The sequence below is a fragment of the Ruegeria sp. HKCCA6837 genome (assembly GCF_013034475.1).
In the GTDB taxonomy this organism is placed as follows: Bacteria; Pseudomonadota; Alphaproteobacteria; order Rhodobacterales; family Rhodobacteraceae; genus Ruegeria.
Genome location: NZ_WQGD01000001.1, coordinates 340,474 through 356,299 on the forward strand (window position 1 = coordinate 340,474; position 15,826 = coordinate 356,299).

The 15,826-nt window shown below is 56.1% G+C and carries 14 protein-coding genes; 8 read left to right on the forward strand and 6 right to left on the reverse strand.

Annotated features, from left to right (window positions below; translation table 11 throughout):
• Nucleotides 1-30 precede the first annotated feature (30 nt).
• On the reverse strand, nt 31-264 hold the full coding sequence (locus GOV91_RS01625) for a sulfurtransferase TusA family protein (RefSeq protein ID WP_171174194.1): 234 nt from the start codon (nt 262-264) through the stop codon (nt 31-33).
• A gap of 106 nt (nt 265-370) precedes the next feature.
• Here GOV91_RS01625 and GOV91_RS01630 point away from each other — a divergent pair, with 106 nt between their 5' ends.
• The 4 genes from GOV91_RS01630 to GOV91_RS01645 all read left to right on the forward strand — a co-directional run bounded on the left by GOV91_RS01630 (nt 371) and on the right by GOV91_RS01645 (nt 4,701).
• Nucleotides 371-1,123 carry a cytochrome c biogenesis CcdA family protein gene (locus tag GOV91_RS01630; RefSeq protein ID WP_171234206.1) on the forward strand — a complete coding sequence of 251 codons (753 nt, stop codon included), beginning with the start codon at nt 371-373 and terminating at the stop codon, nt 1,121-1,123.
• Between the two features lie 62 nt (nt 1,124-1,185).
• Nucleotides 1,186-2,400, forward strand: a complete 1,215-nt coding sequence (locus GOV91_RS01635) for a hypothetical protein (protein ID WP_171234207.1) — start codon at nt 1,186-1,188, stop codon at nt 2,398-2,400.
• Nucleotides 2,397-3,746 (forward strand): cytochrome P450, encoded by a 1,350-nt coding sequence (locus tag GOV91_RS01640; RefSeq protein WP_171234208.1) that lies wholly within the window; start codon nt 2,397-2,399, stop codon nt 3,744-3,746. The genes GOV91_RS01635 and GOV91_RS01640 overlap by 4 nt, the downstream gene beginning before the upstream one ends.
• 73 nt (nt 3,747-3,819) lie before the next feature.
• The gene (locus GOV91_RS01645) at nt 3,820-4,701 is read left to right on the forward strand and encodes a fructose bisphosphate aldolase (protein ID WP_171234209.1); all 882 of its coding nucleotides are present in this window, start codon (nt 3,820-3,822) and stop codon (nt 4,699-4,701) included.
• Between the two features lie 127 nt (nt 4,702-4,828).
• On the opposite strand, the gene GOV91_RS01650 is transcribed toward GOV91_RS01645, so the two are convergent.
• Complete coding sequence (locus tag GOV91_RS01650) at nt 4,829-5,176, reverse strand: hypothetical protein (RefSeq protein WP_171234210.1); 348 nt, start codon at nt 5,174-5,176, stop codon at nt 4,829-4,831.
• 396 nt (nt 5,177-5,572) lie between these two features.
• On the opposite strand from GOV91_RS01650, the gene GOV91_RS01655 reads away from it, so the two are divergent.
• The 3 genes from GOV91_RS01655 to GOV91_RS01665 all read left to right on the forward strand — a co-directional run bounded on the left by GOV91_RS01655 (nt 5,573) and on the right by GOV91_RS01665 (nt 9,677).
• Nucleotides 5,573-6,541 (forward strand): TAXI family TRAP transporter solute-binding subunit, encoded by a 969-nt coding sequence (locus GOV91_RS01655; RefSeq protein ID WP_171089876.1) that lies wholly within the window; start codon nt 5,573-5,575, stop codon nt 6,539-6,541.
• A 98-nt stretch (nt 6,542-6,639) separates the two neighbouring features.
• Nucleotides 6,640-9,249 (forward strand): TRAP transporter permease, encoded by a 2,610-nt coding sequence (locus tag GOV91_RS01660; RefSeq protein ID WP_171234211.1) that lies wholly within the window; start codon nt 6,640-6,642, stop codon nt 9,247-9,249.
• On the forward strand, nt 9,246-9,677 hold the full coding sequence (locus GOV91_RS01665) for a universal stress protein (RefSeq protein ID WP_171234212.1): 432 nt from the start codon (nt 9,246-9,248) through the stop codon (nt 9,675-9,677). The genes GOV91_RS01660 and GOV91_RS01665 overlap by 4 nt, the downstream gene beginning before the upstream one ends.
• A 22-nt stretch (nt 9,678-9,699) precedes the next feature.
• Here GOV91_RS01665 and GOV91_RS01670 read toward each other — a convergent pair whose 3' ends face one another.
• The 3 genes from GOV91_RS01670 to GOV91_RS01680 are packed head-to-tail and all read right to left on the reverse strand — an operon-like array spanning nt 9,700 to nt 13,788.
• Nucleotides 9,700-10,740 carry a lipocalin-like domain-containing protein gene (locus GOV91_RS01670; protein WP_171234213.1) on the reverse strand — a complete coding sequence of 347 codons (1,041 nt, stop codon included), beginning with the start codon at nt 10,738-10,740 and terminating at the stop codon, nt 9,700-9,702.
• Nucleotides 10,730-13,144 (reverse strand): FtsX-like permease family protein, encoded by a 2,415-nt coding sequence (locus tag GOV91_RS01675; protein WP_171234214.1) that lies wholly within the window; start codon nt 13,142-13,144, stop codon nt 10,730-10,732. The genes GOV91_RS01670 and GOV91_RS01675 overlap by 11 nt, the downstream gene beginning before the upstream one ends.
• On the reverse strand, nt 13,141-13,788 hold the full coding sequence (locus GOV91_RS01680; RefSeq protein ID WP_171234215.1) for an ABC transporter ATP-binding protein: 648 nt from the start codon (nt 13,786-13,788) through the stop codon (nt 13,141-13,143). The genes GOV91_RS01675 and GOV91_RS01680 overlap by 4 nt, the downstream gene beginning before the upstream one ends.
• Before the next feature lie 173 nt (nt 13,789-13,961).
• Here GOV91_RS01680 and GOV91_RS01685 point away from each other — a divergent pair, with 173 nt between their 5' ends.
• Nucleotides 13,962-14,396, forward strand: coding sequence for an ion channel (locus GOV91_RS01685; RefSeq protein WP_171234216.1), 435 nt, complete (start codon nt 13,962-13,964; stop codon nt 14,394-14,396).
• Here the strand turns inward: GOV91_RS01685 and cls are convergent.
• Nucleotides 14,393-15,805 (reverse strand): cardiolipin synthase, encoded by a 1,413-nt coding sequence (gene cls, locus GOV91_RS01690; protein ID WP_171234217.1) that lies wholly within the window; start codon nt 15,803-15,805, stop codon nt 14,393-14,395. The two genes, GOV91_RS01685 and cls, sit on opposite strands and share 4 nt — an antisense overlap.
• Between the last annotated feature and the right edge of the window lie 21 nt (nt 15,806-15,826).

A 15,826-nucleotide genomic window follows, 5' to 3' on the forward strand; every position in this document is an offset into this window, starting at 1 on the left:
GCCCGCCTTTTTTCGTTGGCGCAGGGGTTTTCAGACAGATTTTTGAATCAAGTAAATCTGATGCGCACCATCAAGATCTTGCGACAACAATGTATGCCCAGCCTCGGCGCAGAAATGCGGGACATCGACGATAGCCGCCGGGTCATCGGCCAAAACACGCAGTACGGCCCCTGCAGGCAAGGATTTAAGCCGTTTGCGGGCTTTTAGGACGGGCAGAGGACACAAAAGCCCAAGGGCGTCCAACGTTTCTGTAATCTCGGTCATGTCATTCGGGATAGGACCAAGTTGAAATATTGTCCAGATTCCAACCACGAGGATGTGACTGAATGGCCCCGTGACGGATCGACCTTCATCACTTATGTGCAGAGACATGTTCGGAATTGAAATCATAGATGCGGGATTGATCCCCGCCATGTTCGTCGCCCTTCTGGGCGGCTTGATTAGCTTTCTATCGCCTTGCGTGCTGCCCATTGTGCCGCCCTATCTGGCGTATATGAGCGGCGTCACAATCAACGAGATGCAGGATGAAGCCCGCGCGCGGCGTAAGGCAACCCTGTCAGCGTTGTTTTTTGTGATGGGGCTGTCGACCGTCTTTCTGCTTTTGGGCTTCACCGCGTCGGCCTTTGGGGCGTTTGTTCTGCAAAATCAGGTGCTTTTCGCCAAGCTCTCGGGCGCAGTGGTGATCGTGTTTGGTCTGCATTTTCTGAACGTATTCCGAATTCCGTTTTTGGACCGCGAAGCGCGGATCGAAACAGGTGATTCCGGTGGCTCGGTTTTTGGCGCCTACATTCTGGGTCTGGCGTTTGCTTTTGGCTGGACACCCTGCATTGGGCCTCAGTTAGGTGCAATCCTTTCGCTGGCAGCAAATGAGGCGTCAGTTGCGCGTGGTACTTTGCTACTGGGCGTCTATGCGGCAGGCTTGGGCATTCCATTCCTTCTGGCGGCAATGTTTCTGAATCGCTCTATGGCCGTCATGAACCGCATCAAGCCTTACATGGGCACGATTGAAAAGGTTATGGGCGGCTTGCTGTTGTTCGTGGGTATCATGCTGATCACAGGCCTCTTTACCAGGTTTAGCTGGTGGTTGCTGGAAACCTTCCCGGCCTTGGCAAATTTTGGATGAGCCGCTGACCCCCTTACCTTGACCTCAAGCCTGCGTTAACCTGCACGACAGAAGGTAAGGGCATGAGCAGTCAGACAAATCAGCCTCGGGTGCGCAAACGTCGGGTGTTTTACATACCGGGTTATGATCCATTTCCACCCCGACGATATCGCGAGTTGTATCGGTCTGAGTCACAGGCCCAGGCCGAGATTTCCGGCTACGAGATTTCTGTCTCAGCCAAGCAGCGGTCCGAAGTTTTTGGCTGGCGTGTCACCTCGGTTCAGGATGGTGAACGGGTGCACACGGATGTCGATGTGCTGGTCTGGTCGGACATCGTGCGGGACAGCATGACGGGATCGATCCTGTCCACCTATCTGCAACTGGCTCGAACCGCTTGGACCTACATCTCAACGGGTACTCTGCGTCGGTTGATGGGGCTGAGGAAAGGGCCGGTGATTACTGCGCTGTATCCTGTTGGCATGCTGCTTTTGCAATTGCTGGTCGCGCTGCTGGTTGCGTGGGCGACAGCGAAACTGCTTGTCCCAATGGTTGGGCTGTGGGCTTTGGTTCCGGCGGGTATTCTGGCTTATGCGGTGTTGCGTTGGTTTCGCACAATCGACAACCGGCTGTTTGCCTATTACCTGATGCATGACTACGCGTATTCCGCGCAGTTGAAGGGGGAAACGCCGCCGCAGTTGCAGGCGCGGCTGGACACATTCCAAGACCTGATCAAAGGCGCTTTGACTGAAAAGGTAGACGAGGTTTTGGTGATCGGCCACAGCTCTGGCGCGCATCTGGGTGTGTCGGTGCTGGCCGATCTGACCCGCGATTGTGGCGTGTATGACCGAGGCCCGGTTTTGTCGTTTCTGACTTTGGGGCAGGTGGTTCCCATGGTTTCGTTCCTGCCAAACGCACACCGTTTACGCGCGGATTTGCTGTTTCTATCCCAGCAACCCACCGTGGCATGGGTCGATATAACCGCACCCGGCGATGGCTGCGCCTTTGCGCTATGCGACCCGGTTGCGGTCAGCGGTGTGGGCAGCCCTGACAAGAAATGGCCACTGGTTTTGTCGGCAGCGTTTACTCAAACACTGTCACCTGAGCGCTGGAAGGCGGATCGCTGGCGGTTCTTCAAGCTGCATTTTCAGTATCTCTGCGCCTTTGACCGACCGGGTGCATACGATTATTTTCGGATCACCGCGGGCCCCCAAACCTTGGCTGCGCGATTTGCCGGGCGCGCGCCTTCACCGTCACGTATTGATCAGCCCGTTTCAAAATACACTACGGTTCACGCATGATCCCGCCAAAGCCGACCCCACGCCCCGACAAAGTTTCGCTTTGGCAGTATCTGAGACTGTTTCGGAAAGACCTGCTTTCAGCACAACCCCACCGCCTCTATCGCGCGTGGATGGCGGAATTTCGAACGCCGTTCTTTAGATCGTACATGATAAATCAGCCGGAACTTGTTGATTTGGTGTTGAAAAAAAGATCTGATGATTTCCCGAAATCCAACCGGATCAGCGAAGGATTGCGACCGCTTTTGGGTGAGTCTGTTTTTCTGACAAACGGTGAAGCATGGAAGCGACAACGTCGTATCATTGACCCAGCTTTCGCAGGCGGGCGGTTGAAAGACACGTTTCCGGCGATGCGAGACGCCTCACATGCCTGCGCGGATCGGCTGCACTCCAGTGTTGGAACGGAGATTGAAGTAGAAGAAATCACCAGCCATGTTGCCGCTGATGTCATTTTCAGAACACTGTTCTCGGTACCAATTGAGCATGAAACAGCGGCGAAAGTGTTTCAGAAGTTTCGTGCCTATCAACGGCAGCAACCACTTTTGAACCTTGCGGCCTTTGTGCCTCTGCCGCATTGGGTTCCCCGTCTGCATTCCAGAGACACACGGCGGAATGCGTATGATATCAGGAATTTGATCCAGAAACTTACAGCGGATCGTGCTGCAGCCATTGCTGATGGGACGGCACCAAACGATTTGGCCACGAAAATCATGACAACTCCCGATCCCGCCACGGGGAAGTGTTTTGAAACCGACGAGATGATTGATCAGGTCGCGATCTTCTTTCTGGCGGGCCATGAAACCAGCGCCTCGGCCCTAGCCTGGGCGCTTTATCTTCTGGCTCTGCACCCCGACTGGCAGGAGAAAGTCGCGGAAGAGGCCCAGGCATTTCAGAATCCGTCTTTTACAGCCATGTCCACGCTGAACGTCACCCGAGATGCGTTTCGAGAGGCGTTGCGGCTTTATCCACCAGTGCCGATGATGGTGCGCCAGTCGCAATGTCCCGAACGGTTCCGGGACAGGGACGTTCCAAAAGGCTCTCAAATTGTCGTCAGCCTCTGGCACCTGCATCGGCAGGAACGGTTGTGGGACAACCCGGACGGGTTCGATCCCTCGCGCTGGAAGACAGAGAACGGCAAAACATGTCAGCGCAATGCCTACATTCCGTTCTCTGCCGGACCAAGAGTGTGCACGGGGGCGGGGTTTGCGATGGTTGAGGGGCCCCTGATCCTGTCGATGCTGTTGCGCCAATTCAAATTCGAAACAATCCCCGGAAAAACACCGGTTCCGGTGGCGCATCTGACCGTTCGGTCCAAGGACGGGATATGGTTGAGGTTGGTTGAGCGCTAACAAACTACCATCGTCTATCGCCGTGCTGTATGCGAGGAATGAAATCGGAATCATTCTTGAACGGGAAATCATTATGTCCAAAGCAGAACAGCGCGCGCAGATGTCCAACGGAGCAGGCTTTATCGCCGCACTGGATCAAAGTGGTGGATCGACCCCCAAGGCGCTGGCGCTGTATGGGGTGGACGCATCGGATTACGCCTCGGAAGAAGAGATGTTTGGCGAAATCCAGAACATGCGCGCGCGGATCATTCTGGCGGACGACTTCACCAAGGATAAAGTGATCGGTGCGATCCTGTTCGAACGTACGCTGGGTGAAGAAATCGACGGCCGCAAGGTTGCAGATTACCTTTGGTCGGTCAAAGGTATCGTTCCGTTCCTGAAAATCGACAAAGGTCTGGAAGAGACTGCCAATGGCGTCCAGATGATGAAACCGATCCCGGGTCTGGCCGAAACGCTGGCCAAGGCAGAGGGTGTGTTTGGCACCAAGGAACGTTCGGTGATTCATGAAGCCAACGCCGAAGGCATCGCTGCCGTTGTGGCACAGCAATTTGACGTGGCCCGCGAGGTTGTTGCGGCAGGGATGGTTCCGATTGTCGAGCCCGAGGTCAACATCAACTCGGAAACCAAGGCCGAGGCGGAAGAGATCCTGAAGGCTGAAATCCTGAAAAACCTGGATCAGTTGGCCGAGGGGCAAGACGTCATGTTGAAGCTTACGATCCCGACCACGGCAAACCTTTATGATGAAGTGGCTGATCACCCGCGTGTCGTGCGCGTCGTTGCTTTGTCAGGTGGGTATTCGACCGAACAAGCGTGTGATCTGCTGGGTCACAACGGCAAGATGATCGCGTCGTTTTCGCGTGCGCTGACAGAAGGTCTGTCGAAACAGCAATCTGATGCCGAGTTCAATACAGCTTTGGGCAGCAACATAGATAAAATCTTTAAGGCATCGGCCTAACGTTCAGAAATAAAAGATAAAAGCGGCGCAGTTGCGCCGCTTTTTCTGTTTCAACCCTGCGTCTGAATTCCACCAGTTGAAATCAACACAGTGTAAGAGAAGTATAGACTTCGGCCTTGTGCGTGCTTCAGGACTCGGGGCAGGTGCCGCGATCAAATTTCTGGGCCGCACCTTTGACCATCATGTCGTATTTCAAACTGTCGTAGTTCACCACAAATGTGACGACCTGTCCGTCCTGCATCAGCAGAAATGTCATCGATTCACCGACAGGGTAAATTGAAGTCTCACCTTCAAGATCACCTGTGGAAATGAAACCTTTGTCCGAACCGCCTGACCTTTTCAATGTAACGTTGCTGCCATCTACATCCGAGACACATTCCAACGAAAAATCATCGTCGTGTAGTGTGCTCTTGGCCAAAGCCGGAGTGGCCGCCATCGCTGTTATTGCGAGCACGCAGAGGTATTTCTTTGCCATTTCGAGTTCCAAATTTGGGGGTTTTCTGTTCGCTCGTTCCGGCAAAATGGGCAATCATTATGACCGAACCTGGCGTGCAGGTGCCTGTTATTTGCGCCAGGAATGAGGCGTATGTTTGAACTTAAAGTGTTGCCAAGAAAACAGGATGGTTTCTGGCAGGCCGAAGGGGAAACTTTGGGATTTAAGCTCATATATGCGGATTGGCGGGATCAATCTTGGCGCTGGCCTTGACAATCGGTGTCTCTGAATGAAACCTCTTAAGGGTTGGGAGACAATGGAAAATTCAAAGAGTTGTACCTGTTGCGGGACGGGCCGGTTTGTATTATCGGCACGCTTCCCTGAGCAGGACGACTTATTTGGGTTCCAACTGCCAGATAAAAAAGTGGGAGTTAACACATGAAAAACAGCAGCAAACTGAGCCTCGGCGCGTTTGTGACCGCAGCCATGATGGCGCCGGCCGCGTATGCGGAAGAGTTCATCACAATCGGCACCGGTGGCGTAACCGGCGTGTATTACCCGACAGGGGGCGCAATCTGCCGTCTTGTGAACAAGGGCCGCAAGGAACATGGCGTGCGCTGCTCGGTCGAATCGACCGGTGGTTCGGTCTACAACATCAACACCATCCGCGAAGGCGAGTTGGAGTTTGGTGTGGCGCAGTCCGACTGGCAGTACCATGCCTATAACGGCACCTCGAAGTTTGAAGAGGCTGGCCCGTTCGAAAACCTGCGTGCGGTCTTCTCGGTTCACCCCGAGCCGTTCACCGTTGTGGCCCGCGCAGATTCCGGCATCACCAATTTCGAAGATCTGAAAGGCAAGCGCGTCAACATCGGCAACCCCGGTTCCGGTCAGCGGGGCACCATGGAGGTTCTGCTGGGCGAAATGGGCTGGACCACGGGCGATTTCGAACTGGCGACCGAACTGAAGGCGGCTGAACAGTCGGCTGCACTGTGCGACAACCAGATCGATGCGATGGTTTACACCGTCGGTCACCCCTCTGGTTCGATCCAGGAAGCCACGACGGCATGTGACTCGGTTCTGGTGAATGTCAGCGGCGAAGCCGTGGACAAACTGGTCAACGACAACTCGTTCTACCGCACCGCAACCATTCCCGGTGGCATGTACCGTGGATCTGATGGCGACACCTCGACCTTTGGTGTGGGCGCAACCTTTGTGACGTCAGCTGACGTATCGGAAGATGCGGTCTATGCGGTTGTCAGCTCGGTCTTCGAGAACTTCGATGACTTCAAAAAGCTGCACCCTGCATTTGCCAACCTCAAGCCTGAAGAGATGATCGCGGACGGCCTGTCGGCACCGCTGCATCCGGGTGCTGAAAAGTACTACAAAGAAAAAGGCTGGATTCAGTAAGCCAGACCTGACGCAGGGTGCCCTCGGGCGCCCTGCACACAACCCGTGTCAAACGGGGTTCCAAAAGGCCGAAAAAGGCCGTGACGGGGAGACATTGCATGAGTTCCGACACACAATCCAATCGTCCGCTATCCGAAGAAGAGCTTCAGGATCTGGTCGCATCTTCCGACGCCGGTGGGCGTAATCCAGTCGGGAATGTAGGGATATTTCTGGCCATCGTGGCGGCGATCTGGTCGATTTTTCAGGTTGTTCTGGCCTCGCCGATTTCGAACTATGTTCTTCCCGGAAGCGTTGTGAACAACTCGCGTCAGTTCCATCTGGCCTTTGCGATGTTCCTGGCCTTTGCGGCTTACCCGGCGTTAAAATCAAGCCCGCGCGGTTATATCCCGATCCAGGACTGGATTATGGGTCTTTTGGGCGCGTTCGTCGCACTTTACGGCTATTTCTTCTACGACAAGATCGTCAATGCGGGTGGGCTGGCCGATGATACGGACAAGTGGGTCGCTTTGGGCGGTTTGCTGTTGCTTTTTGAGGCCGCGCGTCGTGCGCTTGGCCCAGCCATGGCGATCATCGCGACGATCTTTCTGGCCTATGTTTTCTTTGGTTCATCCGAATACGTTCCCGAGGTGATCCGCTGGAAGGGCGCGAGCCTGAAAAAGGCAATGAGCCATATGTGGATCACGTCCGAAGGTGTTTTTGGCATCGCTCTTGGTGTTTCCACGAAATTCGTCTTCTTGTTCGTATTGTTCGGGGCCTTGTTGGATAAGGCCGGGGCAGGGAACTATTTCATCAAAATGGCCTTCGGGGCGCTTGGCCACCTGCGTGGCGGTCCTGCGAAGGCGGCTGTTGTGGGCTCGGCTGCTACTGGCCTGATCTCGGGTTCGTCGATTGCCAATGTTGTAACCACCGGTACCTTCACCATTCCGTTGATGAAACGCGTGGGCTTTTCCAGCGAACAGGCAGGTTCGGTCGAGGTTGCGTCTTCGGTGAATGGCCAGATTATGCCACCGGTTATGGGCGCAGCGGCCTTCCTGATGGTGGAATATGTGGGCATCTCGTATGTCGAGGTCATCACCCACGCCTTCCTGCCTGCTGCGATATCCTACATCGCGCTGGTCTATATCGTGCATCTTGAAGCGGTTAAGCGGAACATGCCGACCCTTGGCGACCGGGATGTGCATTTGGCGCGGACCGTAGTCGGCATGTTGTCTTTCTTCTTGGTGTTTGCCGGTCTGTGCTATAGCTCACAATTCCCGGTGGATGCGGTGACCAGTTGGGCACCTTCGGCTGCGGGATTGATCCTTAGCCTGATTGTCTGCGCGATATATGTCGTGCTGCTTTATCTGGCCGCTCAGGTGCCGGATCTTGAGCCCGACGATCCAAACGCCAAAGAGGTCACACTGCCGGTCATCGCAGACATCTACAAGGCAGGTCTGCACTATCTGTTGCCGATTATCGTGCTGGTCTACTTCCTGATGATCGAACAGAAATCTCCCGGTTTGTCGGCCTTTTGGGCAACCGCGTTACTTTTCGTGATCCTGCTGACGCAAAAACCGCTCAAGGCGATCTTCCGCGGCGAAAGCGATGTGTACAATCGCTTTATCGACGGTGTGGCTGACCTGTGGCAGGGCCTGATCGACGGGGCGCGGAACATGATCGGCATCGCTTTGGCCACCGCCACGGCGGGTGTGATCGTGGGTACGGTGACGCTGACCGGTGTAGGACAGGTTATGGCCGATCTGGTCGAGTTCCTTTCGGGCGGCAATCTGATCCTGATGCTGATCATGGTCGGTATCCTCAGCCTGATCCTGGGCATGGGCCTGCCGACCACGGCGAACTATATCGTCGTCAGTTCGCTGATGGCGGGCGTTGTGGTCGAACTGGGTGCGCAAAGCGGGCTGATCGTTCCTCTGATCGCCGTCCACCTGTTTGTCTTTTACTTCGGCATCATGGCGGACGTGACGCCGCCTGTGGGTCTGGCCAGCTTCGCGGCCGCTGCTGTCTCGGGCGGGGACGCGATCAAAACCGGCTTCACGGCGTTCTTCTACAGCTTGCGCACCGTGGCCTTGCCGTTTGTGTTCATCTTCAACACGGACCTGTTGTTGATCGATGTGACATGGGTCGAAGGCATAATAGTCGCCATATTCGCGACCATAGCCATTCTGGTCTTTACCGCCGGTACAATGGGTTACTTCCTGACGCACAGCCGGATCTATGAAAGCATCGCGCTGATCTTTGTGGCCTTTGCCTTGTTCAGGCCGGACTTCTTCATGGACCGAATTTCACCTCCGTTCCAGACGGTTGAGCCTGCTGCGTTCGAAGAAACAATCGGTCAGGTTCCACCCGGAACAGAGATGCGGCTTGTGGTGTCCGGGCCAGACTTCGATACGCTTGAAATGGTGGATACAACCGTTGTCGTCACCGTGGGCGAAGAAGAAGGTGGTGCTGCACGGGTCGAGGCGATGGGCCTGCTGCTGTTCCCCGAGGACGGTCTGGTTAAGTTGGAAGAACCGCTGTTTGGCACACCTGTTGCGGACGATTTGGGCAACTTCGACTATTATGGGGATGAGGCCGTGCGTTTGAACTCGGTCAGCCTGCCATCCAGCCAGCCACCTAAGCAGCTGATCTATATTCCCGCGATGGTTCTTCTGGGCCTTATCGCGCTGTTGCAACGCGGCCGCGCCGCAAGACAAGAGGTGCTTGCATGACACGTTCGGTTCTATGTGCCATTGACATCAGCAATGGCGAGATTGATGTGCCGGTCCTCCAAAAGGCGGCCGCGCTTGCGGATTTGGAAGGCGCGCAGTTGGATGTTGTGACAGTGTTACCGGATTTCGGTGAGAGCTGGGTGTCGGGTTTCTTTGAGCCCGACTTCCACGACAAGGCACTGGAAGAGGCGCAGACCACTCTGACCGCCCTGTGTATCAAGGCTCTTGGGGCAGAGCAGAATGAGCATATTCGCCACGTCGTCGCGACAGGAACGGCCTATCAGGAGATCCTGAAAACTGCTGAAAGCGCTGGATCAGATCTGATTGTGATCGGCGCGCATAAACCGGATTTCAAGGATTACCTTCTTGGCCCCAATGCCTCGCGCGTGGTGCGACATTCGACGGTTTCGGTTTACGTCGTGCGCTGAGCCGATTGCGTAGCTTGACGTTTCAATACCCTGTCATCTCAAGGTATCCGATACCTTCATGACTGCCGGTTACGATGACAGGGCCTTCCCAATACTCAAAGCGGGTTCCCATCCATGCGTTGGGGGTCAGGGCTGAGACCTCGATTTCGACACCTCGATCCGGCAATACAACGCGCCACTGTGTTGGAACCTCGTGCCCTGCGACCTGATCGGTTCGCAGTGGGATCAATTGGACGGTGCCGTTGGGGATAGCTTCGGTACTGCCATCGGCATTGATCCATGTGGCCGAGGTGAAATCCCCACGCCCCCCACGCAACCGAAAAGCCATCATCTTGTCGCCCCCCTCGAAGCTGAGCGAAAACCAATCCCATCCACTTTGATCTGCGGCAAGCGGCTGCGAAGACCACTCGCGGTCCAGCCACCCCTGTCCGGTGACGCGTACATCACCGCCCGCCAGTCTAAGGACACCTTCAACCGCGTAAAAGGGCTGCGAATAATAGTAGCTGGCCTGACCATCGGCTGACTTTACTGAATAACCAGCATCACCGTGAAACACCAATGGTCCCTGAGCGGTCAATGACAAATCATAGCCAAAATCCTTTCCGCTGGCCGTGAGAGTCAGGGTGTCGAAATCTGGACCGGCCATACGCCATTCGTCGATCCACGCCTCAAAGGGTTGAGAAATTACGCCTGCCTGACCGATTCCACCGCGCGAAAGGCGTTCGGCAAAGAAATGCCCGTCGGGCGTTGTTGTGGCTGCGTGACCCATCCAGATTTGTGGACTTTGCCAGTCATCCGTCTCAAACGGCTTAAGTGCTGACCGGAACAGGGTCCACTGAATTCCATAATCGCGCCCGTCCTCACCTTTGAGGTTGGCCGTCAGATACCACCATTCAATCCGATAAGAGGGGTGAGGTCCGTGATCCTTCGGGAAATCAAACGCATACCCCGCTTTGGGCACGTCAAAGCCCTCGGCGGACCCACCCAATCCGGCATACCCCTGGGCCCAGAGCGGTAGCGGGAAAAAGGTCATCAAGCAAAGTAGAAGGGTTTTAACGTTCATTCGCGAACACTCTCAGCAAATCAGCAGGGGGTAGGCGCAGCATTCGTAATGCGGGCAGGGCGGCAGCGATAAGCGCAGCCAGCAAGGTCAGCACGAACAGCCACAGCCAGTCCCAAGGGAACAAGAACATCGGCAGACGCCAGCCAAACGCTTGTACATTGATCACCGCCAGTAGAACCCAGGCCAGAACCAGCCCCAGCGGCAGGGCCAGACAGGCGGTCAGTGCGGCCAGCAGCACGCTGCGCAATAGCTCCAGCCGCGCCAATTGCGCCCGATTCAGCCCCAAAGCCCAAACCGGGGCGATTTGCGGCAGTCGTTGGGTCCATAGGGTCAATAGGCTGGTCAGAATGGCAAAACCAGCCACGCCAAGGGTCAGAACGTTAAGCGCCGAGGTCACAACAAAGGTCTTCTCGAAAATCGCACGTGATTGCGCCTTCATCGCGGCTTGTTGCACGACCACGCGCGGCGACAGGGCAAACTGTTCCCTTACGTTTTGAGCCATCGCAGTCGCGCCCTCTGGGGGCATCCTGACGCCAAACCGCCGCATCTCGGCCCCTGGTGCGATTTGGTCCAGCTGCGCCATTGACACGATCGCCTGCCCGGTTGGGTTGCCGTAGTCGGAATAGACGCCAGCAATCGGCAGATAGTGTTTAGAGGACAGTTTCAGTTCATCACCAGGCCAAAGAGACGCGCGTCGCGCCAGTTGTTCGTTGATAAGCACCGCGTTTCCGGCCATCACGTCATCCCAAACGGAGTAGGTTGAGGCAATCAACGGCCAGTGCTGCCGGTACACGGGATCATCGACCACGCCGTATAAGAAAAGAGGACCCGTTTCATGGAACAGTTCCACGTTTCGGATCGGCAGGATGGCATCGACTTGTGGGCGTAACCAAGTGGTGATCTCTCGCGCCTGGTCTTCATCTCGCGCGGTCACGTAGAGCTCGGCCGCCAATCGTTGGTCCAGCCAGCCTACAAATGTTAACCGGAAGCTGGAAACCATTGTGCTCACGCCGATATTTGCCGCCAGCGCCAGCAAAAGCGCCATCAAGGCCAATGACAGACCAGGCAATTGCGCCCGCATATCGGACCAGACCCATTGCGAAACAGGTTCGCGCGCCGTGTGAGCCAACGCAGACAGCGCCATGGCCAAAAGCGCGGGCAGCAACAGCGCGGCACCAGTCAGCAGCCCGGCCAGCAGCACGAACCCTGCGACCAGCCCTCCGACGCTGAAATAAGCCAGCGCCCCGCTGGCGATCAGGACCAGACCAAATGCTCCGACGATGTTGCGTGCGCGAGAATTGCTCTGCCACGCTTGGACGCCCGGTCCTTCGAGCAAAGGCATTTTGGACAAACGCCACAGCGCATGGCCGCTGGCCAGCAACGTCCCAAAGACGGCCATAGCGAGCCCGGCCAAAACCCATTTAGGTTGCAGCGTAAGCTGTCCTGTTACCGGGGCACCATAAAGGCCGCGCAGGGTGGCCGCGACGTCAGGCAGCAGCGCTCCGGCCAGAAAGTAACCCAACAGCAACCCAAGGCTGCCGCCAATCAGGGCCAGCACGGTCAGTTCCGTCAGGATCAGCCAAACCAAACGCCGCATCGAAACGCCCAACGCACGCAAAGTGCGGATCATCCCACGCCGCTGGGCAAAGGCCAGACCAACGGTGCCATTCACTATGAATAGACCAACGGCAAAGGACAGTAGGCCAAAGGCTGACAAGTTCAGGTGGAAACTGTCGGTCAGCCGTGCGGTGTCAACTTGTGTTGTAGGGCTAATCCGCTTTAGCTCGGGTGCGATCTGGTTCAAGGGCAAACGATCACGTGGTTGGTTCGGCAACACGACCAGCCTCGAGATTGCGCCCGGTTGGTTCAGAAGTCGCTCGGCCACGCCTATATCCGTCAGGATAACGTCCGGGGGCAGGGCCGATGTGATTAGAACAGGCGGAAGGTTAGTTTGCCCTCTCAGCAAAGGCTGTAATTCCGGGGATGCAAGTAGGCGACCTGGAGCGGTAAGCATGTCGGCGGGCTCGGTCGCTTCTGCGCTTTGTTCCGCTTCGGTCACGGCGGGTAAGGCCGGATAGGCTACCATGTCCACGCCCATCAGGCGCAAGGTTCGCCCACCGACGCGGTAGGGGCCTTCAAGTACGGCGGCAACCTGCCAACCCGCACGACGCAGTTCGACATAGCGGGACATCGGAATAGGCCCCGAGGGGTCACGCAGTTCGTCAAATTGCCCAACAGCCAGTTGCGCATTGGCACGGGCATAGCTTGCGCGCGCCTCAGCATTGATGGCTTGGACGGCTGACCACAAACCGGTGGCCAAAGCGATGCCGATCAGCAAAGTCGCCAATTGCAAGCGATGTACCCGCCAATGGGACAGCAACGCCTGAACAGTGGCCCATGTCATTGGATACGCCCGCCACTCAGCTTGACCTGGCGATCCAATCGACCGGCAATTTTCTGTGAGTGCGTCACCAACAGAAGCGCGGCGCCGGTATCTGCCACTAGCGACAACATCAAGTCCAACACAGTTTCGCTGGCGGTTTCGTCCAGATTACCCGTTGGTTCATCTGCTAGCAACAAATTGGGACGCGCGGCCATGGCCCGCCCGATGGCGACCCGTTGTTGTTGACCGCCCGACAGGTTTTCGGGGAAGCGGCCCAGCAAATCGGATAGGCCTAACCGTTCGGCGAGATGACTGTTCCAAGTGGTATCTTCTACACCGGCAAGACGGGCGTGAAACGACAGGTTTTGCGCAACGTTCAGAGACGGGATCAGATTGAACTGCTGAAACACCAGCGACACTTGATTCCGACGTAATCGCGCCCGGCCAGCGTCATCCAGCGTGGACAAACGCGTCCCGTCCAACGTGATCTCACCACCGTCAAAGCTGTCTAAAGCTGCGGCAAGGTTCAAAAGGGTACTTTTCCCGCTTCCGCTTTCACCGGTCAGGGCCAGCGTTTGACCTTGATCCAGATCCAGTGAAACATCGCGCAGCACCGGTCGTCCGCCGGGATAGGTTTTCTGGACACGGTCGATGGTCAACAACATGATCTGCTTTCTTTTCTTCCAAGAATTTGCGGCGGAAATCCAAACTGTCCAGTGCAGACCATCACCCGGTTCCATTCGCCGCAGGTGAACTTGGTATTGGCCGGGGTTGTGCCTTGTAACTCAAAAGGTCATTCTGCCCTGAAGATCCACTGCCGTAAATCAGGATGAAAAACATGACGTTGCTGCATCAGATCATTTGGGGCAGTACCTTTCTCGGGCTCTGCTTTGTGATCGAAATCCTGTTGCTGACCTGGTGCACCGTCACGATTATCAATTGGGACAAAAAATGGGCGGACAAAGGTGTGTATGTCGGAACCGCTGCGCCCATTGCAGTATCTTTGGCGTTCATCGTCGCGACGCACACGATACAGGTCTGGATTTGGGCGATCGTGTGGGTACTGCTTGAGGTGCTGCCGGATTGGAATACGGCCATTTATTTTTCATTGGTGACATTCACGACATTGGGCTACGGCGACATCGTGCTGGGTGAAGGGTTGCGTATCTTTGGCTCTTTCGCGTCGGTCGCCGGACTGTTGGCCTTTGGTCTGTCGACGGCTTACCTGGTCGCAATGATGACACGGGTCTTTCAGGAAAAGTTCTTTTCCTAAAGGATCGGTGCAAACAACCGCGCCAGAGGGGAGCCAAAGCGGATATGAGCAGGTTGCTGGGCCAGCGTGCGCGTCAGTTCATAACTGTTCTCGAAATCTGCTTGCAGCATGTCTGCGACCCGGTTCGCGGCCCTGACATCAAAGAACAGGGCCATCGCCTCGAAATTCAGCCGGAATGAGCGGTTGTCCAGATTGGTGGTGCCTACCGCCGCAAGCGTGTCATCAACCACAAAGGCCTTTTGATGCATGAAGCCGTCGGTATAGCGAAAAATACGCGCGCCGCAGTCACGGACCTCGTCAAAATAGGCGAACGCGGCCAGCCAGGGTAAGCGGTGGTCGATCATGTCCGGTACCAGAATTCGTACGTCCACGCCGCGCATTGCCGCGTGTTGCAGGGCAGTCGTTACGTCGATATCCGGCACAAAATAAGGCGAAGCGATCCAGAGCCTTTCCTTGGCTGCGGCAATGGCGGCAAAAAACATCATCGCACCGGTTTCCGTTTCATCACCGGGGCCGGTGGCAACCAATAAGGCGTTCATGTCTTGCTCGGCCTCTGAGCCCGCCCAGTCCAATTCGTCGATCAGATCTTCGTTACGGGCCCAGTGCCAGTCTTCGGTGAAGATCAGCTGCAGTTGGCGGACGATATGGCCGGTCATTTTCAGATGCGTATCGCGCCAATGACCGAAATGCTTGTCCTGTCCCAGGTATTCCACGCCAATGTTGTGGCCGCCTATGAATCCGGTTTCCCCATCGATGACCACGGTTTTGCGGTGGTTTCGATAGTTGAGTTGAAATCGGAAATTGGGGCCGCGCTGATCCTTCGGATTGGCCACGTCAATCCCGGCCTCCTGAAGTGCCCCAAGATAATCCGAGGGGAGGCCGTAACTGCCCACTGCGTCGGCCATGAAACGGACGCGCACCCCGCGTTTCGCCGCAGCGATCAGCTTTTCCTGCAGCCTCAGCCCCAATTCATCAGCGCGCACGATATAAAATTGAATAAGGATATAGCTTTTGGCTGAGTCAATGGCGTCAAAAATCGCATCAAATGTGGCTTGCCCATCAATCAGCAGCTCGGCCCCGTTCCCGCGTGAAACTGGTAAATGCGCCAGAACTTCGAACGGGCGCGGGTTGATCGACATGCGCGACGGATCGGGTTTTGAATAATCGGCGAAGGTTTTGATGCCTTCGACAACGCGTTCGCTTTCCTGACGTGCGATGCGGTATCCGCGAAAGCGATGGTGGCCTAGAAACAGGTAGGCAGGCACTGCGATAAAGGGGGCTGAGGCCAGAAACACGACCCACCCAACGGCACCTTGAGGGGTCCGCGCTGTTTGCGCAGCGCGGACGACAAACACCGCTGCCGTCGCATAGAGGGCAAAGACGACGGCAGAAACAAGCAATGTCCACATAGGGTTAAGGCTCCGGGTTTG

Coding starts and splice junctions, on each gene's coding strand:
- GOV91_RS01675 (WP_171234214.1), bottom strand. CDS start 13,144: ATGACATGGGCCACTGTTCAGGCGTTGCTGTCCCATTGGCGGGTACAT.
- GOV91_RS01630 (WP_171234206.1), top strand. CDS start 371: ATGTTCGGAATTGAAATCATAGATGCGGGATTGATCCCCGCCATGTTC.
- cls (WP_171234217.1), bottom strand. CDS start 15,805: ATGTGGACATTGCTTGTTTCTGCCGTCGTCTTTGCCCTCTATGCGACG.
- GOV91_RS01680 (WP_171234215.1), bottom strand. CDS start 13,788: ATGTTGTTGACCATCGACCGTGTCCAGAAAACCTATCCCGGCGGACGA.
- GOV91_RS01625 (WP_171174194.1), bottom strand. CDS start 264: ATGACCGAGATTACAGAAACGTTGGACGCCCTTGGGCTTTTGTGTCCT.
- GOV91_RS01645 (WP_171234209.1), top strand. CDS start 3,820: ATGTCCAAAGCAGAACAGCGCGCGCAGATGTCCAACGGAGCAGGCTTT.
- GOV91_RS01635 (WP_171234207.1), top strand. CDS start 1,186: ATGAGCAGTCAGACAAATCAGCCTCGGGTGCGCAAACGTCGGGTGTTT.
- GOV91_RS01665 (WP_171234212.1), top strand. CDS start 9,246: ATGACACGTTCGGTTCTATGTGCCATTGACATCAGCAATGGCGAGATT.
- GOV91_RS01655 (WP_171089876.1), top strand. CDS start 5,573: ATGAAAAACAGCAGCAAACTGAGCCTCGGCGCGTTTGTGACCGCAGCC.
- GOV91_RS01640 (WP_171234208.1), top strand. CDS start 2,397: ATGATCCCGCCAAAGCCGACCCCACGCCCCGACAAAGTTTCGCTTTGG.
- GOV91_RS01670 (WP_171234213.1), bottom strand. CDS start 10,740: ATGAACGTTAAAACCCTTCTACTTTGCTTGATGACCTTTTTCCCGCTA.
- GOV91_RS01650 (WP_171234210.1), bottom strand. CDS start 5,176: ATGGCAAAGAAATACCTCTGCGTGCTCGCAATAACAGCGATGGCGGCC.
- GOV91_RS01660 (WP_171234211.1), top strand. CDS start 6,640: ATGAGTTCCGACACACAATCCAATCGTCCGCTATCCGAAGAAGAGCTT.
- GOV91_RS01685 (WP_171234216.1), top strand. CDS start 13,962: ATGACGTTGCTGCATCAGATCATTTGGGGCAGTACCTTTCTCGGGCTC.